Source organism: Streptomyces sp. TAA486, from assembly GCF_000426165.1.
Genome location: NZ_AUEV01000002.1, coordinates 472905 through 492253 on the forward strand (window position 1 = coordinate 472905; position 19349 = coordinate 492253).

A 19349-nucleotide genomic window follows, 5' to 3' on the forward strand; every position below is an offset into this window, starting at 1 on the left:
GCGCGATGCGGGACAGCGGGAGACGGCGGAGGATCAGCCGTCCGGCGTCCGCCCGCCCCGCCCGTACAGCTCCTCGATGACGGGTCCGTACTTCTCCCGCACGGTGGCGCGGCGCAGCTTCAGTGAAGGCGTCAACTCGCCGGTCTGCGGGCCCCATTCGTCGCCGAGCAGCCAGTACCGCTTGACCTGTTCCGTGCGGTTGAGCTGGGCGTTGGCCGCCGCCACGGCGCGGTCGGTCTCGGCCAGGACCTCGGCGTGTGAGGCGAGCGCGGAGAGGTCTGCACCGATGCCGTTGGCCGCCGCCCAGCCGGGTGCCGTCTCGGCGTCCAGCACGAGCAGCGCGACGAGGTAGGAGCGGCCGTCGCCGTGCACGAACGCCTGGCCGATGAGCGGGTGCTGCTTGAGGGTGTTCTCCACGAGGGCGGGTGAGACGTTCTTGCCCGTCGAGGTCACGATCATTTCCTTCTTGCGGTCGACGAGCCACAGGAAGCCGTCGTCGTCGATGCTCCCGATGTCGCCGGTCGCGAACCATCCCTCGTCGTCGGTGGCGGGCTCCACGGAACCGTCCGCGCGCAGATAGCCCTCGACGACGGTGGGCCCGCGCACCTCGATCTCGCCGTCCTCGGCCGTGCGCATCTCCATGCCTTCGAGCGCCCGGCCGACCGAGCCGAGCCGGAACGCCCCCGGGCTGTTGGTCGTGGCCGCGCCGACCGTCTCGGTCAGTCCCCAGGCGTCCATGATCACCATGCCGAACCCTGCCCAGAAGCGCACCACGTCCTGGGGCATCGGAGCGGAGGCGCTCGCCGTCCATACGAGCCGGTCGAAGCCCGCCATGGCCAGCAGCGGCTGCAGGATCTCCCGGCTGACCCGCTCGTACGGGGCCGAGACCGCCTCGGGCGGCTCCTCGCCCCGTTCGAGGTGTGCGACGTACTCGCGGGCGACGTCGCCCGCCTGCTCCACGGCCCGGCGCTGCTCCTCGGGAAGCTGCGCGAGCGCCGCCCGTACGGACGCGGCGAGCTTCTCCCACACCCTCGGCACCCCGAAGAACTGCGCGGGACGCAACTCCCTTGCCGTCGCGGCGACTTGCAGGGGGTCGGCACACAGGTGGACGTGGGCGGCCCGGTGGACCGGCAGATAGATGCCCAGCATCCTCTCGGCGATGTGGGCGAAGGGCAGATAGGAGATGTGCTCGACGTGCTCCGGCAGTTCGACGACCTTGTCCAGGGCCAGGCAGTTGAGGACGACGTTGCGGTGCGAGACGACGACGCCCTTCGGGTCGCCCGTGGTGCCGGAGGTGTAGACGACCGTCACGGAGTCGCCGGCCCGCGTCTCGCGCCAGGTGCGCTCGAAGAGCTCCGCGTCGTACGCGCGGTCGAGTTCGGCGTAGGAGATGTGCCCGTCGGCGGCGTCCGGTTCGACCACGACGAGACGGTCCATCAGCGGCTGCCACGTCCGCACCTCGCCGGCTCCCTCGATCACGGCGAGCCGTGCGCGGCTGTGCTCGATGATGTGCGCGATCTGGCCGGGCGCAGCGGTGCCGTAGACGGAGACGGGGACGGCGCCGAGATGGGTGAGCGCGAGGTCGGTCAGCCAGTGCTCGGGGCGGTTGGACATCATCATCAGGACGTGGTCGCCGCGGCCGACGCCGAGACCGGCGAGGCCGGAGGCGAGCCTGGCGATGCGCTCGCGGGCCTCCGCCCAGGTGAGAGTCGCCCAGTGGGACTCCCCGCTCCCGCCGTCCTCCCGCCAGGACAGGGCGGGCAGGTCGCCGTGGTCCTCGACGTTGCGCAACAGCAGCGCGGGGACGGTGAGTTCGGCCGGGTCTGCTTCGGGGAGTCGCAGGGTGCTGGTGATGGCGGCCTCCGGGGCTGGATACGGCTGTGCCTGGGACACGGCCCTCAGGGCGGGCCGGGGGTGCCGGGAATTTCCCTGGGAAAGCATTGCAGTACAAGAGTGGTGAGACAGCAATACTGTTGAACACAGTTCGACGGACCGTGTCAGGGAGACAGGCGCATGGAGCAGCAGCAGCCGAACGGCCAGGGAGGCGCGGACAGCCTGACCGTGGACGAGCTCGCCGCGCGGGCGGGCGTCACGGTCCGCACGGTCCGCTTCTACAGCACCCGCGGGCTGCTCCCGCCACCGGCCATCGGGCCCCGCAGGGTCGGCCGCTACGGCCCGGCACACCTCTCCCGGCTGGCCCTGATCGAGGAACTGCAGAACCAGGGCATGACGCTCGCGGCCATCGAGCGCTACCTGCAGCGTCTGCCCGAGGACACCGACCCCCACGACCTGGCCATCCACCGGGCCATGGTCGCCTCCTGGATGCCCGACACCGTCGACGAGGCGACGCGCGAGGTCCTGGAGCGGCGGGTGGGCCGCGAGCTGACGGGCGACGACCTGGAGCGGCTGACCGCGATGGGCGTCCTGGAGACCACGGACGACCCGGCACGCTTCCTCGTGGATCCCGCGCTGCTGCACCTCGGTGTGCGGTTGCTGGACATGCCGATGTCGCAGGAGACGATCCTGGCCGCGCGCGAAGCCATGATGGAGCACGCACGTGCGGCCGCGCGGGAGCTCAGCCGCCTCTTCAAGGACGAGGTGTGGGAGCCCTACCGGGCGCGCGAGGCCGACCCGGAGCAGGTCGAGCGGATGAAGTCCCTGTCGGCCCATATGCAGCCGATGGTGGTGCAGGCGCTGATGACCGCCTTCCAGCGGTCGCTGAAGGAGGAACTGCGGGGCGCGTTCCCGAAGGGAAGCCCCCCGCAGTCCTCCGACTAGCGGGTGTCAGTCCTTGCCGGCGGATGTCAGTCCTTGAAGGACTCGCCCTTGGCGGCCTTGTCGGCCAGCAGCTCCGGCACGGCGAAGCGGTCGCCGTAGCGGTCCTGGAGCTCGCGGGCGCGTGCCACGAACCCGGCCGGGCCGCCCTCGTAGCCGTTGATGTACTGGACGACGCCGCCCGTCCACGGCGGGAAGCCGATGCCCAGGATGGAGCCGATGTTGGCGTCGGCGACCGAGGTCAGCACGCCCTCCTCGAAGAGCCGCACGGTGTCCAGCGCCTCGGCGAAGAGCATCCGCTCCTTCATGTCCTCGAAGGAGATGCCGGGGTCGGCGTCCTTCTTGAAGTGCTCGCGCAGGCCCGGCCAGAGCTTGCCGCGCTTGCCGTCCTCGCCGTAGTCGTAGAAGCCGGCGCCGCCGCTGCGGCCCGTACGTCCGAACTCGTCGACCATCCTGTCGATGACCACGTCCGCGGGGTGGGCCTTCCACTCGACGCCCTCGGCCTCCAGGCCACGCCGGGTCTCCTCGCGGATCTTGCGGGGCAGGGTGAGGGTCAGCTCGTCCATGAGGGAGAGCACCTTGGCGGGGTAGCCGGCCTGGGCCGCGGCCTGCTCCACCGTCGCGGGCTCCACGCCTTCGGCGACGAGGGCGACGCCCTCGTTGATGAAGTGCCCGATGACCCGCGAGGTGAAGAAACCACGGGAGTCGTTGACGACGATCGGGGTCTTCTTGATCTGCTGCACCAGGTCGAAGGCGCGCGCGAGGGCCTCCTCCCCCGTGCTGCGGCCCTTGATGATCTCCACCAGCGGCATCTTGTCGACGGGTGAGAAGAAGTGGAGCCCGATGAAGTCGGCCTGGCGCTCCACGCCTTCGGCGAGGGTGGTGATGGGCAGCGTGGAGGTGTTGGAACACAGCAGGGCGTCGGGCTCGACGATGCCCTGGATCTCCTGGAAGACCTTGTGCTTGAGCGCCGGGTCCTCGAAGACCGCCTCGATGACGGCGTCGCAGCCCGCGACGGCCTGCGGGTCCGCGGCGGGTGTGATGCGGGCGAGCAGCTCGTCCCGCTTCGCCTCCGTCGTGCGTCCCCGCTTGAGCGCCTTCTCCAGCAGTCCCTCGGAGTAGCGCTTGCCCTTCTCCGCGGCCTCCAGTGACACGTCCTTGAGGACGACGTCGATGCCGGCCTTCGCGCAGGAGTAGGCGATGCCCGCGCCCATCATGCCGGCGCCGAGAACGGCGACCTTGCGTACGGGCCGGGACTCGATGCCCTTGGGGCGGCTGCGTCCGGCGTTGACGGCCTGCATGTCGAAGAAGAAGGCCTGGATCATGTTCTTCGAGATCTGGCCGGTGACCAGCTCGACGAAGTAGCGGGCCTCGATGACCTGGGCGAGCTCGAAGTCGACCTGTGCGCCCTCGACTGCCGCCGCCATGATGTTGTGCTGGGCAGGGTAGGGAGCACCGCCGGTCTGCTTCCTCAAGTTGGCGGGAAAGGCAGGGAGGTTGGCGGCGAGCTTCGGATGCGACGGGGTGCCGCCGGGAATCTTGTAGCCCTTCACGTCCCAGGGCTGCACGGACTCCGGGTTGGCGTCGATGAAGGCGTGGGCAGCGGCCAGCATGGCTTCCTCGCTGTCCACGACCTCGTGCACGAGGCCCTTCTCCTTGGCCTTGGCAGGGAAGTACTGCTGGCCCTGGAGCAGCACGTTGAGCAGCGCGTCGGCGATCCCCAGCAGACGGACGGTACGGGTCACGCCGCCGGCCGCGGGAAGCAGGCCGAGGGTGGCCTCCGGACAGCCGATCTTGGAACCCTTCGCGTCGAGGGCGACACGGTGGTGGCAGGCGAGCGTGATCTCGAAGCCCCCGCCGAGCGCGGCGCCGTTGATCGCCGCGACGACGGGCTTGCCGAGGGTCTCGATGCGGCGCAGGTCGCGCTTGAGCTCCATGCTGTTCTCGAAGACCTGCTGGGCGTCCTCGGGGCGGGCACGGATCAGGTCGTTGAGGTCGCCGCCGGCGAAGAAGGTCTTCTTGGCGGAGGTGAAGATGACGCCGCGGAGGTTGCCGGACTCGTTCTCGCGCTCCAGGCGGTCGGCGATGACGCCGAGCGACTCCTTGAACGCGGCGTTCATGGTGTTCGCGGACTGGTCCGGGTCGTCCAGTACGAGGGTGACGACGCCGGTCCCGTCCTGCTCCCAGCGGATGGTCGTGGACTCAGGCATGGTGGGTTTTCTCTCCGTACGTGAAGGCGGGGTGCGGTGGGCGCGGGAGTGCCGCGGCACGGGAGCCATCGCTCCCGTGCGGACGGCCGGATACCGGTTCGGGCCGGTCAGAGCCGTTCGACGACTGCGGCGCTGCCCATGCCTCCGCCGACGCACAGGGTGACCAGGCCGTAGCGCTGGTCACGGCGCTCCAGCTCGTCCACGACGGTGCCCAGCAGCATCGCGCCGGTCGCGCCCAGCGGGTGCCCCATGGCGATCGCGCCGCCGTTGACGTTGATCTTCTCCAGCGGCAGTTCCATGTCGCGGGCGAAGCGCAGCACCACCGCGGCGAATGCCTCGTTCATCTCGACCAGGTCCATGTCGGCCGCCGTCAGCCCGGCCTTGGCGAGGGCCTTGCGGCAGGCGGGCGCCGGACCGGTCAGCATGATGGTGGGGTCGGCGCCGGAGACGGCGGCCGAGACGATGCGCGCGCGGGGGCGCAGCCCGTAGCGCTGCCCGACCTGCTCGCTGCCGACGGCGACGAGGGCGCTGCCGTCGACGATGCCCGAGGAGTTGCCCGCGTGGTGGACGTGGTCGATCTCCTCCACCCAGTGGTACTTCTGCAGCGCCACCGCGTCGAAGCCGCCCATCTCGCCGATGTCCTTGAAGGAGGGCTTCAGCCCGGCGAGGGAGTCGACCGTGGTGCCCGGCCGGATGTGCTCGTCGCGGTCGAGGACGGTCATGCCGTTGCGGTCGAGCACGGGGATGACGGAGCGGTCGAAGCGCCCGTCCTTCCACGCCTCGGTGGCCAGCTCCTGCGAGCGGGCGGCGTATTCGTCCACGTCACGGCGGGAGAAGCCCTCGATGGTGGCGATGAGGTCGGCGCCGATGCCCTGGGGCACGAAGCCCGTCTCCAGGCTCGTCATGGGGTCCATGTGCCACGCTCCGCCGTCTGAGCCCATCGGTACGCGGGACATCGACTCGACGCCGCCCGCCAGGATGAGGTCCTCCCAGCCCGAACGCACCTTCGCCGCCGCGAGGTTGACCGCTTCGAGGCCGGAGGCACAGAAGCGGTTCTCCTGGACTCCCGCGACGGTGACGGGGAGTCCGGCGGCGATGGCAGCGGTCTTGGCGATGTCGGAGCCCTGGTCACCGATGGGGCTGACGACGCCGAGCACGATGTCGTCGATCGCGGCCGGGTCCAGGTCGGGATGCCTGCGGCGCAGTTCGTGGATGAGGCCGACGACCAGGTCGATGGGCTTGGTGCCGTGCAGGGCGCCGTTGGCCTTGCCGCGGCCGCGCGGGGTGCGGATCGCGTCGTAGATATACGCTTCGGTGCTCAAGATCGGCAGCCTTTCGGTGCGTACGGGTCGGGCGGGTCGGGGTCGGGTCAGTCGAGGATCGAACGGCCGATGATCTCTTTCATGATCTCGGTCGTGCCGCCGTAGATCGTCTGGATGCGTCCGTCGGTGTAGGCACGGGCGACGGGGAATTCGTTCATGTAGCCGTAGCCGCCGTGCAGTTGGAGACAGCGGTCGGTGACGCGCTTCTGCAGTTCCGTCGACCACCACTTGGCCATGGAGGCGTGTGCGGCGTCCAGTTCACCCTTCGAGTGGTCCTCGATGCAGCGGTCGAGGAAGCTGCGGGTGACCGCGCACTCCGTGGCGAGCTCCGCGATCTCGAAACGGACGTGCTGGAGTCTGGCGAGCGGCCGTCCGAACGCCTCGCGCTCCTTCACGTACCTGGTGGTCTGCTCCAGGATCTCCTCGGCGGCGGCGATGGCTCCGACCGCGATGGCCAGCCGCTCCTGCGCGAGGTTGGTCATCAGGTGGATGAAGGCTCCGTGCAGCTCGCCGAGGAGGTTCTCCTTGGGCACGCGCACGTCGTTGAAGAACAGCTCGGCGGTGTCCTGCGACTTCTGCCCGATCTTGTCGAGGTTGCGGCCGCGCTCGAACCCATCCATGCCGCGTTCGACGACGAGCAGGCTGAGCCCCTTGGCGCCGCCCTCGGGCTTCGTACGGGCCACGACGATCAACAGGTCGGCGAGGATGCCGTTGGAGATGAAGGTCTTGGAGCCGTTGAGCACCCAGTGGTCGCCCTTGTCCTCCGCGGTCGTCCTGATGCCCTGGAGGTCGGAGCCGGCGCCGGGTTCCGTCATGGCGATGGCGGTGATGATCTCGCCGGAGCAGAAGCCGGGGAGCCAGCGGCGCTTCTGCTCGTCCGTCGCGAGAGACGTCAGATACGGGCCGATGATGTCGTTGTGCAGGCCCAGGGCGATGCCCGCTGCGCCCGCGCGGGCGAACTCCTCACCGAGCACGGCCGCGTAGCGGAAGTCGGCGGTGCCACCGCCTCCGTACTCCTCGGGGACGGCGAGCCCGAGCAGGCCCTGGCGCCCGGCCGCCAGCCATGCCTCGCGGGAGACGATCCCGTCCTTCTCCCACTGCTCGTAGTGCGGCTCGACCTCCTTGGCGAGGAAGGTGCGGACGGTCCGCCGGAACGCTTCGTGGTCCTCGGTGAAGATCTGGCGTTTCATGTGGTCGGTGCTCCCCTTCGAGCCTTCGCGTGGTCGCTCTTCACGTCTCGCCTGTTCACCGGTACGCCGTGCCGCGCACCGCGGGGACGGCGGCTCCGTCAGAGCCAGCTCTTGACCTTTTCGATCAGCTCGGCCGGGTCGGACCCGACGGGCGTCACGTTGAGCATCGTCACCCCGGCCTCGCGGAACGCCTCGATGCGCTCACGCACGTATCCCTCGGGACCGCAGAGGGAGACCAGCTCACAGAACTCGGCGGGGACCGCGGCCTCTGCCTCCCGTTTCTTTCCCGCGAGGTAGAGGTCCTGCACCTTCTCGGCCGCCTCCTCATAACCGTACGCCCGGGCCACATCGTTGTAGAAGTTCTTGCCCTTGGCGCCCATGCCGCCGATGTAGAGGGCGATCAGCGGGCGCACGTGCTCCCGGACCGCCGCCGCGTCCTCGCCGATGGCCAGGAGCGTGCCCGCAGAGATCTCCAGGGGGCCGCGTTCCGGCGCGCGCAGTGCGGTGCCCTCCTCCAGCGCGGTCCCCCACACCTGCTTCGCCTTCTCGGGGACGAAGAGATGCGGCAGCCAGCCGTCGGCGATCTCGGCGGTCATCCGGACGTTGGCCGGGCCGAGGGAGGCGATGTAGAGGGGGATCTCCTCGCGCTGGGGGCGGTTGAGGAACTTCAGGGGCTTGCCGAGCTTGCCGCCCTTCTCGGCGGGCAGCGGCATGTCGGTGATGCCGTGGTGGTCGATGACCTCGCGCCGCCAGATGCGCCGGCACAGCTCGACGGTCTCGCGCGTGCGGCCCAGCGGCTTGTCGTAGGCCCGGCCGTGCCAGCCCTCGACGACCTGCGGACCGGAGGCACCGAGTCCGAGCAGGGCGCGTCCCCCGGAGAGGACGTCGAGACCGGCGCCGGTCTGGGCGATGAGGGCGGGGGTGCGGGAGTAGACGTTGAGGATGCCCGCGCCGATGAGCATGCGTTCGGTGCGGGCCGCGATGTAGCCCATGACGGTGGGCGAGTCGAAGCCGTACGCCTCGGCGACCCACACCGCGTCGAGACCGGCGGCCTCCAGCTTCACGACCTCTTCGGCCGCGGTGCGGGGGTTGTCTGCGTACTGGAGGGGCGTGGCGATCTTCATGCGTCACTGTCCTTGGCGGGGTCGGAGGGGGCGTGCTCGGCGAGTACGGGCAGCTGCCAGTCGCGCGCCACCTCGGCGGCGTCGGCACCGGGCAGCGCGGGCGGCCGGGAGACGGCGGTCGGAGTCACGGAGAAGCGTGGCGCGGGGGCGGGCTGGGTGATGCCCCCGTGCTCGACGAAGGTGCCGCGGGCGGCCAGATGCGGATGCGTGGGGGCCTCCCGCAACGAGAGCACGGGGGCGACGCAGGCGTCCGAGTCGCGGAAGACCTCGTCCCACTCGTCCCTCGTACGGGTCCTGAAGCGGTCCGCGACAGCGGCGCGCAACTCGCCCCAGGCGGCCGGGTCGTCGCGCCCCGGCACCTCCCCTTCGACACCGAGCAGCCTCGTGAACTCCCGGTAGAACTGCGGCTCCAGAGCGCCCACGGCCATGAAGCCGCCGTCGGCCGTCTCGTAGGTGCCGTAGAAGGGGGCGCCGCCGTCCAGCAGGTTGGCACCCCGCCGGTCCTGCCAGACACCCGCCGCGAGCATCCCGTGGATCATGGCGGTGAGGTGGCTCGTTCCGTCGACGATGGCGGCGTCGACGACCTGGCCGCGCCCGCCCGGGGTACGCGCGTGCTGCAGGGCGGCCAGCACGCCGATCACCAGGTAGAGCGAACCTCCCGCGTAGTCCCCGAGCAGATTGGCGGCGGCGTAGGGAGGGCCGTCGGCGGGACCGGTCATCCCGAGGGCACCGGTCAGGGCGATGTACCCGATGTCGTGTCCCGCCCGCGGGGCGAGCGGTCCGTCCTGGCCCCAGCCCGTCATGCGTGCGTAGACGAGGGCGGGATTGCGAGCGAGGCAGGCATCCGGGCCGACGCCGAGGCGTTCGGCGACGCCGGGCCGGTTGCCCTCGACGAGGACATCGGCGCGCTCGACGAGGTCGAGGACGGCCGCGAGTCCGTCCGGATCCTTCAGGTCCAGCGTGACGGAACGCTTGTTGCGGTTGGTCACGTCGCTGGACGGGTCGATTCCCAGGACGGGACCGCCGGGGCGGTCGACGCGCACGACATCGGCGCCCAGGTCGCCGAGCAGCATCGCCGCGAAGGGCCCGGGGCCGATCCCGGCCAGTTCGACGACGCGTACACCGCGAAGCGGACCTTCGCCGCCCGACGCCGCTGCTGTCATCACGCCCGTCCCCTGACACTTTGACACAACTGATGTAACACCAGTGATGCTAAGGACGCGTTGCGCATTCCACAAGCCCGGACGGCAGGCGGAGCACCGGCCGTGCCGTGGCATGCGCCACACGGGAAGCAGGCCCACCGGGCGGCGCCCCGGGCAGTCACTGAACGCGGAAGCGAGGGCGTCAATGCCGTGCGCACCTGCTCACCCATACGTGGCCTGGCACGACGTGAAGCCATGCGCGATACTGATTGAACCGCGGTGGAAAAGTGCATGTTCGCGCACTCTGGCTCGTGCGTCATCTCCAGGCCACCGCCGGACGACCGGATCAACGGATTCCGGGACGAGCAGACGGGGCGGAGACGGTGCCGGGCAGGCACGGAGAGGTGGGGTCGATGGGCGAAACCACGCACATGGAGCGTGAGTTGCGCAGCCAGCCGGAGACATGGCGCGCGGCCGCGCAGCTGGCTGCGGAGGCTCCGCTGCCCCGCGCCGGGGAGCGGGTGGCGGTCGTCGGATGCGGCACGTCCTGGTTCATGGCTCAGGCGTACGCCGCGCTGCGTGAGAGCACCGGACTCGGTGTGACGGACGCTTTCGCGGCTTCCGAGGCGATGCTCGGAGCCGGCCGGCTCTACGACCGGTTGCTTGCCATCACCCGCTCCGGGACGACGACAGAGGTCCTCCGCCTGCTGGAGGCGGTGCGAGGGCGCATCCCCACCGTCACCGTCGTGGGCGACCCGGACACCCCGGCCACCGGAGTCTCGGACGAGATGGTCGCGCTGCCCTTCGCCGACGAAGAGTCCGTCGTGCAGACGCGGTTCGCCACGAGCGCGCTCGCTCTGCTCCGGACACACCTCGGCGAGGACGTCACGGCGGCCGTGCGGGACGCCGAGGAGGCACTCACTGCCGAGATCCGGCAGGAGTGGGTGGATGCCGAGCAGTTCACGTTCCTGGGCACCGGCTGGGGAGTCGGGGCGGCGCACGAGGCGGCGCTGAAGATGCGTGAGGCCTCGCAGTCCTGGACGGAGTCCTACCCGGCCATGGAGTACCGGCACGGGCCCATATCCATCGCCGCCCCCGGGCGCGTGACCTGGCTGTTCGGCCCGTCACCGGAAGGACTGGAGGAGGAAGTCGCCCGCACGGGGGCCCTGTTCGTGAACCACGGGCAGCGCGATCCGATGGCGGAACTGGTCCTGGTGCAGCGGGTGGCGCTGGCGCGCGCACGGGCGCGCGGCCTCGATCCCGACGCACCCCGCAGCCTGACCCGCTCGGTCATGCTGGAGACTCCCTGACCGCCGAGGCAGAGCCCGTCCGGGGGCCACTCCCCCGCCGTTCCTGGCGCTCTCCCCCTTCCTGATCCCTGCACTTTCCCGCCCTCAACGGAGGTCGCAGCATGCCCCTTGTCTCCACCGACGCGGTCGTCGGTCCGGCGCGTGCGGCGGGCTTCGGCGCTCCCGCCTTCAACGTGCTGCATCTGGAGACCGCCGAGGCACTGGTCGCCGCGGCGGAGCGCGCGGGCGTCCCGCTCATCCTCCAGATCAGCGAGAACTGCGTCCGGTATCACGGGAGTCTGCTGCCGGTCCTGCGCGCCACGCTCGCCCTGGCGGAGGCCTCCGAGGCCGACGTCTCCGTGCACCTGGACCACATCACCGACGCGGCTCTGGTGCGGGAGGGCGTCTCCGCCGGGGTGCGTTCGGTGATGATCGACGCATCCGCCCTGCCGTACGAGGAGAACGTCGCCACCACCGCGGAGCTGACGGACTGGTGTCACGGTGAACAGGTCTACGTCGAGGCCGAGTTGGGCGAGGTCGGCGGCAAGGACGGGGTGCACGCCCCCGGCGCTCGTACGGATCCGGAGGAAGCGCTCGCCTTCGTCGATGCCACGCGGGTGGACGCCCTCGCGGTCGCCGTCGGCTCCTCGCACGCGATGCGGGAGCGGACGGCCGTGCTCGACAAGGAACTGATCCGCGCCCTGCGGCAGTGCCTCCCCGTACCGCTGGTACTGCACGGCTCGTCAGGGGTCCCCGACGACGAGTTGCGTGCGGCCGTCGCCGCCGGAATGACGAAGATCAACATCTCCACACACCTGGTCTCGGTGTTCACCGGTGAGGTGCGCAGGACGCTGTCGGAGAGTCCGTCGCTCATCGACTCCCGCAAGTACGTGGGCCCCGCCAGGGACGCGGTCTCGCGGGAGGCCGAGCGGTTGCTGCGCCTGCTGGGGGCACCCGCCTCATGAGAAGGCACGAGCGCATGAACGCCCTGCTGGAACTCCTCGGCGAGCGTGGGCGGCTCGACGTGGCGGAGGCCGCGACATCCCTGGAGGTGTCGGTCGCGACCATGCGCCGCGACATGGACGCACTTGCCGAGCAGCAGTTGCTCAAGCGCACCCGTGGCGGCGCCGTGCTCGCCCCTGTCGCCTACGACCTGCCGATCCGCTACAAGCGCGGTCACCATGCGGCGCAGAAGCACGCCGTTGCCGAGGCCGCGGCAACGATGGTGGAGGAGGGCGACGTCGTCGGACTCAGCGGCGGCACGACGACGACGGAGATCGCCCGGTCGCTCGCGACCCGGCCGGAGTTCGCGGAGGCGGGCCCGCAGGCGCGTCTGACGATTGTCACCAACTCCCTCAACATCGCGAACGAGTTGGCGGTCCGCCCGCAGATCAGGATCGTGCTGACGGGCGGCGTGGCCCATTCCCGTTCCTTCGAACTCACCGGTCCCTACAGCGAGATGGTGCTGCGGCAGCTGACGCTGGACGTCGCCTTCATCGGTGTGAACGGCATCGACGCGCAGTGGGGCGGCACCGTCCACGACGAGGCCGAGGCCAGCACGAACAGGCTCATGGCGGAGCGGGCGGCCCGTGCCGTTGTCGTCGCGGACTCCTCGAAGCTTGGCCTGCGCTGTTTCGCCCGCGTCGGCGGGGCGGACGTCTTCGGCACGCTCGTGACCGACGCGGCCATGGACGAAGCCGCCCGGCAGGAATTCACCGACCAGGGGCTGCGTGTGGTGACGGCCGCGCCGCCCATGGCCGAGAGCTGAGCGGCAGCCCGAAGGCGGGCTCACGCGTACGCATGGCGGCGTGCGTCCGCCCGGCACCCGCCTGCCACCCGTCCGGCGCCCGCATGGCCGCTCGGGTACGTCGTCGCCGACGACGCGGAGCCGACCTGCGAGTCCGTTGCCTCTGTACAGCGCACCGCCAGTGCCAGAATGCCCAGCATGGAACGATCTTCCTCAGCGGCAGTCGGTACAGCGATCCCCTCCGGCCCGGCGAGCGGTCCCGGCAGTGACCCGGTGGGCACGGACCCCGCCAGGGCACAGACCGAGGCAGCCGGTGCCGGCCCCGATGCCGGTCTTCCGGGCATCGCACACGCCTGGGCCGCACTGGGAGGTGACGGCGCGCTGCTCGAAAGGATCTCCTGCACACAGCGCGCGGTGCTTCCGTCCCGGCTGCCGGTGCTCGAACTGGCCCGGGCATCGGTCGCGGTGTGCTCACTGGCCGCGGCCGAGCTGTCGTCCGTACGGTCCGGAGGAACCGGGACGGGCCCCACCGCGGGCGGGGGCAATGGCAATGGCAATGGCAATGGCAGCGGCGTTCGGGCGGTGCCGTCCGTACAGGTGGACGACGGAGCGGTGGCGACCTCGTTCACCAGCGGGCGTCATCTGAGAGCGGACGGACGCGCCCCGGTGACGTTCTCCCCGCTGTCCCGTTTCTGGCGCACCGCGGACGGCTGGCTGCGCACCCACGCGAACTACCCGCACCACCGCACGCGGTTGCTTTCCGCCCTCGGAATCTCGGTCGAGGACCGCGACGACACCACGCTGGCGGAGATCCTGGCCACGGAACTGGCCCAGCGTGACGCCGCCGAGGTCGAGGAGACGGTGCACGCTGCGGGCGGCCTCGCCGTCGCGGTGCGCACGGCCAAGGAGTGGGCCGCACATCCTCAGGGCGTGCAGGCGTCCCGCCGTCCGCTGCTGACAACGGCACGCATGGACCAGGCGCCCGTCCGCGCCCTGCCGGACCCCTCGGGCAAGGGCCCGATGCACGCGGTGCGCGTGCTGGACCTCACCAGAGTCCTTGCGGGTCCCGTCGCCAGCCGCGCGCTTGCCCTGTTCGGCGCTGACGTGCTCCGCGTCGACGCCCCACAGCTTCCGGAGAACCTGGACACGCACGCCGACACCGGCGCCGGAAAGCGCTCCGCCCTCCTGGACCTCTCGTCCCGGTCCGGACAGACGGCGTTCGACGAACTGCTGGCGGCGGCGGACGTCGTCGTCACCGGTTACCGTCCCGGGGCGCTCGACCGCTTCGGTCTGGCACCCGAGTCCCTGGCCGACCGCCGGCCGGGAGTGGTCGTGGGCCAGCTCAGCGCCTGGGGCGCGTACGGGCCCTGGCACAGGCGACGCGGCTTCGACAGCCTCGTGCAGGCGGCAAGCGGAATCTCCATCATCGAGGGGCAGCAGGACGAGGCGGGCGAGGGGATCCCGGGCGCCCTGCCGGCGCAGGCCCTCGACCACGGCACCGGCTACCTGCTGGCAGCCGCGTTGATGCGGGCACTCACCGAGCAGCGGCGTGGCCGGTGCGGCTCGAGGCTCGTTCGGCTGGCCCTCTCGCAGACCGCCAACTGGCTGATGAACGGGCTGACTTCGCAGATTTCACCCTTTGCCCTGTCCCAAGCGGCGGAGGCCGCTGCCCAGGACCCGGTGGATCCGGCAGCCTGGCTGGCCGAGACGGACAGCCCGCTGGGCCGTCTGCGCTATGCGCTGCCACCCGTCGCCTATGACGGCTCCCCCGCGGACTGGCCGCACCCGCCCGGCATGCCCGGCACGGATCCCGCTGCTTGGTGGTGATCCGGGCTGGTGGTGATCCGGGCGGGGCGACCGCAGGCCGGTCCGACTCGCCGGCCACCCGGGGGTCGGCGACCTCCCCTACAGGGACTTGCCGCCGCGGTCGCTGCTTCCGTGGCTCCCATGACCGCCGTGGGGCCCGCCGTGTCCGCGGCGGCCCCGCCCTTCCCTGCGCTCGCGGCGTTCCAGCTCCCGCTGCTGGCGCCGCTCGGCGCGCAACTTGAGCTTCTCCTCGCGCGGGATCTTCCGTACGACTCCGACGCCGCCCATCACCGTGACGCCGGTGATCACCACGCGCGGTGCGTCGGCGTCGCCGAATCCGGAGGCGGAGGAGTCGAATCCGCCCATGATGCCGACGCCGCGAACCTCGACGCCAACTCCTGGCGGCACGGTGACGCTGAAGCCGCCCATCAGGGCGAAGCAGCGGATGACGACGTCCTGGTCCTCGAAACGGGCCTCGCGCAGGTCCAGTTCACCGCCGCCCATGATGCCGATGCCGGTGAAGACGCGCGGCACGGTCCACTGTCCGCGCCGGCCGAATCCGCCCATGACGCCGATGCCCCAGCGCGAGGTGGCCCTTCCGCCGATCCGCTCCGCCCAGCGTCGCGTCTTGCGCAGCGACGGGGCAGGCGAGGCATCCTGCGCACCCGTCACCTCCGGCAAGCGGCCGCCGGAGGCGTCCTCGTCCGAGTGGTGCGGGAGATCGCGCACGAGAGGAACCAACTCCCCGCGCGTGCGGGCCCGGTAGGTGCTGTCGAGGCGTTCCTGGAACTCGTCCATGCCGAGCCGCCCCTCGGCCAGCGCATCGCGCAGCACGTCCGCGACGCGCTCCCGCTCGGCGTCCGAAGCGCGCATGTCCGGGTGCTCGTCACTCATGTGGTCACCCTATTACGCACAGTGGCCTCCGGAACCGGCTACTGGACGGACGCGAGAAGCCACTCGGCCAGGGCAACGGCCGCGAACCCAAGCACCAACACCCCGGTGGCGACCCTGGTCCGGCCACGGCGGCTCAGCACGATCGCGGTGCCGGAGAGGATGAGCGCGATGCCGTAGAAGCCCATGGTGAGCACGGAGGGTGCGCTGCCCAGCCGTACGACGAGTGCGACGGCCACCGCCACCATGACGACGCCGGAGACGACGGCGCGGACCCTGCGTGCCTGCCGCGGTGTCAGACCGGTACGAGCGGCCGGTCCGGTCTGCTCGGCCGGCTCCCCCTCCTCACCCGGCGCGGGCCCGGGCTCTTCTCCCCCGGTGACCGCGGCGGCCCCGTCCTCGGTGGTCTCGTCTTCGGTCGGCGGGCTTATGTTCGCTTCGGGCATGCCGGGAGGTTATCCGCATTCGGCACCGCGTGTCGCGCGAGGGCCGCCCTGGGCACCGGAACGACCGGCCCGCCCCTGGAGAGAACCCGGACGGCGCCCCAACTCCCCGCCTGCTAGGGCTCCTTGTGCGTCCACTTGCGCAGATCGGCGCGGGTGTCGAACTTGGCGAGGTTCGTGTCGATCGGGTCGTTGGTGTACTGGTGGAAGCGCCACGAGTGCTTGATTCCGGGCTTGCCGGGCTTGCCGTTGTAGTGGGCTATCCACAGCCCGTCACCGGCGAACGATGTCGTGTCGTGGTTGAACCAGAAGTTGGTGTTGCAGTACAGCAGGACCCTGGTGTGGGGGCGTTCCTTCTGGACGTACTTGATGAAGTAGTCCTTCTCCGCGTTGGTGACCTCGGAGTCCTCCCAGTCCAGGACGAGCATGTCGCCCTTGACCAGGTTGATCTTCGACATGAAGTAGTCGGCCTGCTTCTTCATGCTCCCGGCGCGGCCGAAGTGGTAGAAGCCGGTGACGAGTTCGGCATCGCGCGCGGTCTTGCGCTGGGCGACCCACTTGGGGTTGGTGTACGACGTGCCTTCCGTGATCTTGATGAAGACGAAGTCGAGACCTTTCGTGCTGTAGTCCGACGGTTGGTAGCTCGAGACGTCGACGCCCTTGATCACCATGCACTCCTTCTGCCGTCCGGCCGCGCGGTCATCAGTTCCGATACCCGCAACCCGGCGCACCGTACCCCCGAACGGGCCACCGTGGGGCGCCGATCGGTCACTCCGGGCGATCACGCGGCTCTGCCCGCGGGGCCTTCACCGGCGCGTCCCCCGGCACCCGTGGCGCCCGGCGGCGAGGATCGGTACGGGTGCGGCAGCGGCCGCACCCGGCACACTGGTAGAGACGCACAGGCGACGAGGAGTACGACGATGGCGACGACACGCACCGCTCACACCGTGTGGAACGGGGACCTGAAGAAGGGGTCGGGTGAGGTCACCTTCGACTCCTCCGGCATCGGTACGCAGTCCGTCACCTGGGCGTCGCGCGCGGAGGAACCGAACGGCAGGACGAGCCCGGAGGAGCTGATCGCGGCCGCGCACTCCAGCTGCTTCTCGATGGCCCTGTCCAACGGGCTCAACTCCGCGGGCAAGCCCCCGACCCGGCTGGACACCCGGGCCGACGTGACGTTCCAGCCCGGCACCGGCATCACAGGCATCCACCTCACCGTGCAGGGCGAGGTCCCCGGCATCGACGAGGCCTCCTTCACCGCCGCGGCCGAAGAGGCCAAGGCCAACTGCCCCGTCTCTCAGGCCCTTTCGGGCACCACCATCACGCTGACCGCCAAGCTGAGCTGAGCCGGGCGGCAAGCGGGTACGAGCCTCCCGCTGCCGTACGGGAGCGGAGGAGAGATGCCGGAACTGCCCGAGGTCGAGGCGCTGCGCGACTTCCTGGACGACCGCCTCACGGGGCGCACGGTGGAGCGCGTCACGCCCGTGGCGATCAGCGTGCTGAAGACGTACGAGCCGCAGCCCTCCGCGCTGGAGGGGCAGACGGTCACGGGTGTGTCCCGGCACGGGAAGTTCCTCGACCTTGAGGCGGGCGGCCTGCATCTGGTCGTACACCTGGCCCGGGCGGGATGGCTGCGCTGGCGCGATTCCGTCCCGCCGGGTCCGCCCCGCCCGGGCAAGGGGCCACTGGCCCTGAGGCTGTCACTGGCCGGCCCGGAGCAGGGCGGCGACGGCGGCGGGTTCGATCTCACCGAGGCCGGGACGCGCAAGCGCCTCGCGGTCTACTGCGTGCACGATCCGTCACAGGTTCCGGGCATCGAGCGGCTCGGGCCGGACCCGCTCGCCGACGACTTCACCAGGGAGGTCTTCGCCGGCCTCGTGCAGGGGCAGCGCCACCGGATCAAAGGGCTGCTGCGCGACCAGAGCGTGATCGCCGGGGTCGGGAACGCCTACTCGGACGAGATCCTGCATGCGGCACGGCTGTCACCGTTCAAGATCGCGGGCGAGCTCACGGAGGAGGAGATCTCCGGCCTCTACGAGGCGCTGCGCGCCACCCTCCGCGATGCCGTCGAACGCTCGCGGGGGCTGGCCGCCGGGAAGCTCAAGTCGGAGAAGAAGACAGGGCTGCGGGTGCACGGCCGCAAGGGCGAGCCGTGTCCTGTCTGCGGCGACACCGTGCGGGAGGTCTCCTTCAGCGACTCCGCCCTGCAGTACTGCCCCACCTGCCAGACAGGCGGCAAGCCGCTCGCAGACCGCCGCATGTCGCGGCTGCTGAAGTAGCCCCAGGCCACAAAGCCTGACGCTGCCAGAGCAGGGCATACTGTTCGGACCTGGGGAGGGGCGCCACCGATGACGACTGATGAGGGAACGGGTATGTCCGCCGACGAGCTGGAGGAGTTCGCCACAGGCCTGGCCAACATGGCCCGCGATCTGCTCGCCCAGGATTCGGTGCAGAAGACCCTCGACCGTGTCGTGGCACACGCCGTGGACCTGGTGGACGGGTGTGAGGCCGCAGGTGTCATGACCGTGGAGAACCGGCAGGTCAGGACGCTGGCCACGAGCAGTGACGTGGTACGTGCCTCGGACCGCATGCAGGGCGAGGTGAACGAGGGCCCCTGCTTCGATGCCGCCCGGACGCCGAAGGAGGTCTACCGGGTCGCGGACATGACCGAGACCGTCACGCGGTGGCCCCGCTACGCGCCCGAGGCCCGCAAGCTGGGCATCGGAAGCATGATGGGCTTCCTTCTTTACACCGAGGAGGACAACCTCGGAGCCCTCGACATCTACTCCTCGGAGCCGAATGCCTTCACGCGGCAGTCCGAGCACGTCGGCTGGCTGCTCGCCTCACATGCGGCGGTCGCCTTCTCCAGCGCACGTACGCACGCGCAGCTGCACACGGCGCTGGAGACGCGGCACAACATCGGCGAGGCCATCGGCATCGTCATGGAGCGCTACCACCTCGACGAGGACCAGGCCTTCGCCGTGCTGAAGAAGAGTTCGCAGGACCGGAACACCAAGCTGCGCGAGATCGTCCACATCGTCACCGAGACCGGTGAGATCCCGGGCGCGAAGCCCAGCAGATAAGCCCCGTCTGCCAGGGGCCTAGCCCTTCCCGCCCCGCATGACCCGGGTGAGGTACTTCAGCTTGCTCCCCCGGCTGGTCCGGCGGCTGGAGGAGGACGAGGTGGTGTGCCGGTAGCCGAACGGGCCCGGCAAGTCCATCGACGTCGTTTGGCGACCGTTCGAGTTGACGGTGCGGCGCGGGCCCTTCTTGCCGCCCGTGGTCACCGACCACGACTTGCGGTTGATGTTCAGCTTGACCCCGGGCAGAACCTGAAAGCTCTTACGGAACGTCAGCGGCATGATCGCCTCCTTGTGTCAGGACCGCTGCTGTCCCTCGTGCCCGTGATC

At 70.4% G+C, this 19349-nt stretch carries 18 protein-coding genes; 8 read left to right on the top strand and 10 right to left on the bottom strand.

Features of this window, described 5'->3' with window-relative positions; all coding sequences use genetic code 11:
• Window positions 1-33: 33 nt before the first annotated feature.
• Window positions 34-1854, bottom strand: a complete 1821-nt coding sequence (locus I004_RS0106055; protein WP_028434741.1) for an AMP-dependent synthetase/ligase — start codon at window positions 1852-1854, stop codon at window positions 34-36.
• Window positions 1855-2013: 159 nt separating this feature from the next.
• Between I004_RS0106055 and I004_RS0106060 the strand changes: the two genes are divergently transcribed.
• Complete coding sequence (locus I004_RS0106060) at window positions 2014-2778, top strand: MerR family transcriptional regulator (protein WP_028434742.1); 765 nt, start codon at window positions 2014-2016, stop codon at window positions 2776-2778.
• A 26-nt stretch (window positions 2779-2804) separates the two neighbouring features.
• Here the strand turns inward: I004_RS0106060 and I004_RS0106065 are convergent, their stop codons facing one another.
• The 5 genes from I004_RS0106065 to I004_RS0106085 all read right to left on the bottom strand — a co-directional run bounded on the left by I004_RS0106065 (window position 2805) and on the right by I004_RS0106085 (window position 9784).
• A complete protein-coding gene (locus I004_RS0106065; protein WP_028434743.1) occupies window positions 2805-4985 on the bottom strand; it encodes a 3-hydroxyacyl-CoA dehydrogenase NAD-binding domain-containing protein in 2181 nt (726 codons plus the stop codon).
• A gap of 107 nt (window positions 4986-5092) precedes the next feature.
• Window positions 5093-6307: an acetyl-CoA C-acetyltransferase gene (locus I004_RS0106070; RefSeq protein WP_028434744.1), complete on the bottom strand. Its 1215-nt coding sequence runs from the start codon at window positions 6305-6307 to the stop codon at window positions 5093-5095.
• 47 nt (window positions 6308-6354) lie between these two features.
• On the bottom strand, window positions 6355-7497 hold the full coding sequence (locus tag I004_RS0106075) for an acyl-CoA dehydrogenase family protein (protein ID WP_028434745.1): 1143 nt from the start codon (window positions 7495-7497) through the stop codon (window positions 6355-6357).
• Between the two features lie 98 nt (window positions 7498-7595).
• Window positions 7596-8621, bottom strand: coding sequence for an LLM class F420-dependent oxidoreductase (locus I004_RS0106080; RefSeq protein ID WP_028434746.1), 1026 nt, complete (start codon window positions 8619-8621; stop codon window positions 7596-7598).
• Window positions 8618-9784 (bottom strand): CaiB/BaiF CoA transferase family protein, encoded by a 1167-nt coding sequence (locus I004_RS0106085; RefSeq protein WP_028434747.1) that lies wholly within the window; start codon window positions 9782-9784, stop codon window positions 8618-8620. The genes I004_RS0106080 and I004_RS0106085 overlap by 4 nt, the downstream gene beginning before the upstream one ends.
• Window positions 9785-10176: 392 nt before the next feature.
• Between I004_RS0106085 and I004_RS0106090 the strand changes: the two genes are divergently transcribed.
• From I004_RS0106090 to I004_RS0106105, 4 genes are all read left to right on the top strand, one after another.
• Entirely contained in the window at window positions 10177-11073 is an 897-nt protein-coding gene (locus I004_RS0106090) for a sugar isomerase (protein WP_028434748.1), read from the top strand.
• A gap of 101 nt (window positions 11074-11174) precedes the next feature.
• Window positions 11175-12017, top strand: a complete 843-nt coding sequence (locus I004_RS0106095) for a class II fructose-bisphosphate aldolase (RefSeq protein ID WP_028434749.1) — start codon at window positions 11175-11177, stop codon at window positions 12015-12017.
• On the top strand, window positions 12014-12820 hold the full coding sequence (locus I004_RS0106100; RefSeq protein ID WP_028434750.1) for a DeoR/GlpR family DNA-binding transcription regulator: 807 nt from the start codon (window positions 12014-12016) through the stop codon (window positions 12818-12820). Before I004_RS0106095 ends, I004_RS0106100 begins: the two co-directional genes overlap by 4 nt.
• A 177-nt stretch (window positions 12821-12997) precedes the next feature.
• Complete coding sequence (locus I004_RS0106105; protein WP_078510867.1) at window positions 12998-14626, top strand: CoA transferase; 1629 nt, start codon at window positions 12998-13000, stop codon at window positions 14624-14626.
• 78 nt (window positions 14627-14704) lie between these two features.
• Here the strand turns inward: I004_RS0106105 and I004_RS0106110 are convergent, their stop codons facing one another.
• The 3 genes from I004_RS0106110 to I004_RS0106120 all read right to left on the bottom strand — a co-directional run bounded on the left by I004_RS0106110 (window position 14705) and on the right by I004_RS0106120 (window position 16610).
• Window positions 14705-15499 carry a DUF1707 SHOCT-like domain-containing protein gene (locus tag I004_RS0106110; protein WP_028434752.1) on the bottom strand — a complete coding sequence of 265 codons (795 nt, stop codon included), beginning with the start codon at window positions 15497-15499 and terminating at the stop codon, window positions 14705-14707.
• Between the two features lie 38 nt (window positions 15500-15537).
• Window positions 15538-15942 carry a hypothetical protein gene (locus tag I004_RS40185; RefSeq protein ID WP_028434753.1) on the bottom strand — a complete coding sequence of 135 codons (405 nt, stop codon included), beginning with the start codon at window positions 15940-15942 and terminating at the stop codon, window positions 15538-15540.
• 113 nt (window positions 15943-16055) lie between these two features.
• Window positions 16056-16610: a GH25 family lysozyme gene (locus tag I004_RS0106120; protein WP_037975077.1), complete on the bottom strand. Its 555-nt coding sequence runs from the start codon at window positions 16608-16610 to the stop codon at window positions 16056-16058.
• Window positions 16611-16859: 249 nt separating this feature from the next.
• Between I004_RS0106120 and I004_RS0106125 the strand changes: the two genes are divergently transcribed.
• The 3 genes from I004_RS0106125 to I004_RS0106135 all read left to right on the top strand — a co-directional run bounded on the left by I004_RS0106125 (window position 16860) and on the right by I004_RS0106135 (window position 19022).
• The gene (locus I004_RS0106125; protein WP_028434755.1) at window positions 16860-17285 is read left to right on the top strand and encodes an OsmC family protein; all 426 of its coding nucleotides are present in this window, start codon (window positions 16860-16862) and stop codon (window positions 17283-17285) included.
• Window positions 17286-17339: 54 nt separating this feature from the next.
• Entirely contained in the window at window positions 17340-18218 is an 879-nt protein-coding gene (locus tag I004_RS0106130) for a DNA-formamidopyrimidine glycosylase family protein (protein ID WP_028434756.1), read from the top strand.
• Between the two features lie 69 nt (window positions 18219-18287).
• Window positions 18288-19022, top strand: coding sequence for a GAF and ANTAR domain-containing protein (locus I004_RS0106135; RefSeq protein ID WP_486579764.1), 735 nt, complete (start codon window positions 18288-18290; stop codon window positions 19020-19022).
• Between the two features lie 18 nt (window positions 19023-19040).
• Here the strand turns inward: I004_RS0106135 and I004_RS32505 are convergent, their stop codons facing one another.
• Complete coding sequence (locus tag I004_RS32505; protein ID WP_051344741.1) at window positions 19041-19301, bottom strand: DUF4236 domain-containing protein; 261 nt, start codon at window positions 19299-19301, stop codon at window positions 19041-19043.
• Window positions 19302-19349: the final 48 nt, after the last annotated feature.

Coding starts and splice junctions, on each gene's coding strand:
- I004_RS0106110 (WP_028434752.1), bottom strand. CDS start 15,499: ATGAGTGACGAGCACCCGGACATGCGCGCTTCGGACGCCGAGCGGGAG.
- I004_RS0106060 (WP_028434742.1), top strand. CDS start 2,014: ATGGAGCAGCAGCAGCCGAACGGCCAGGGAGGCGCGGACAGCCTGACC.
- I004_RS32505 (WP_051344741.1), bottom strand. CDS start 19,301: ATGCCGCTGACGTTCCGTAAGAGCTTTCAGGTTCTGCCCGGGGTCAAG.
- I004_RS0106080 (WP_028434746.1), bottom strand. CDS start 8,621: ATGAAGATCGCCACGCCCCTCCAGTACGCAGACAACCCCCGCACCGCG.
- I004_RS0106125 (WP_028434755.1), top strand. CDS start 16,860: ATGGCGACGACACGCACCGCTCACACCGTGTGGAACGGGGACCTGAAG.
- I004_RS0106105 (WP_078510867.1), top strand. CDS start 12,998: ATGGAACGATCTTCCTCAGCGGCAGTCGGTACAGCGATCCCCTCCGGC.
- I004_RS0106085 (WP_028434747.1), bottom strand. CDS start 9,784: ATGACAGCAGCGGCGTCGGGCGGCGAAGGTCCGCTTCGCGGTGTACGC.
- I004_RS0106075 (WP_028434745.1), bottom strand. CDS start 7,497: ATGAAACGCCAGATCTTCACCGAGGACCACGAAGCGTTCCGGCGGACC.
- I004_RS0106100 (WP_028434750.1), top strand. CDS start 12,014: ATGAGAAGGCACGAGCGCATGAACGCCCTGCTGGAACTCCTCGGCGAG.
- I004_RS0106135 (WP_486579764.1), top strand. CDS start 18,288: ATGACGACTGATGAGGGAACGGGTATGTCCGCCGACGAGCTGGAGGAG.
- I004_RS0106090 (WP_028434748.1), top strand. CDS start 10,177: ATGGGCGAAACCACGCACATGGAGCGTGAGTTGCGCAGCCAGCCGGAG.
- I004_RS0106065 (WP_028434743.1), bottom strand. CDS start 4,985: ATGCCTGAGTCCACGACCATCCGCTGGGAGCAGGACGGGACCGGCGTC.
- I004_RS0106095 (WP_028434749.1), top strand. CDS start 11,175: ATGCCCCTTGTCTCCACCGACGCGGTCGTCGGTCCGGCGCGTGCGGCG.
- I004_RS0106120 (WP_037975077.1), bottom strand. CDS start 16,610: ATGGTGATCAAGGGCGTCGACGTCTCGAGCTACCAACCGTCGGACTAC.
- I004_RS0106130 (WP_028434756.1), top strand. CDS start 17,340: ATGCCGGAACTGCCCGAGGTCGAGGCGCTGCGCGACTTCCTGGACGAC.
- I004_RS40185 (WP_028434753.1), bottom strand. CDS start 15,942: ATGCCCGAAGCGAACATAAGCCCGCCGACCGAAGACGAGACCACCGAG.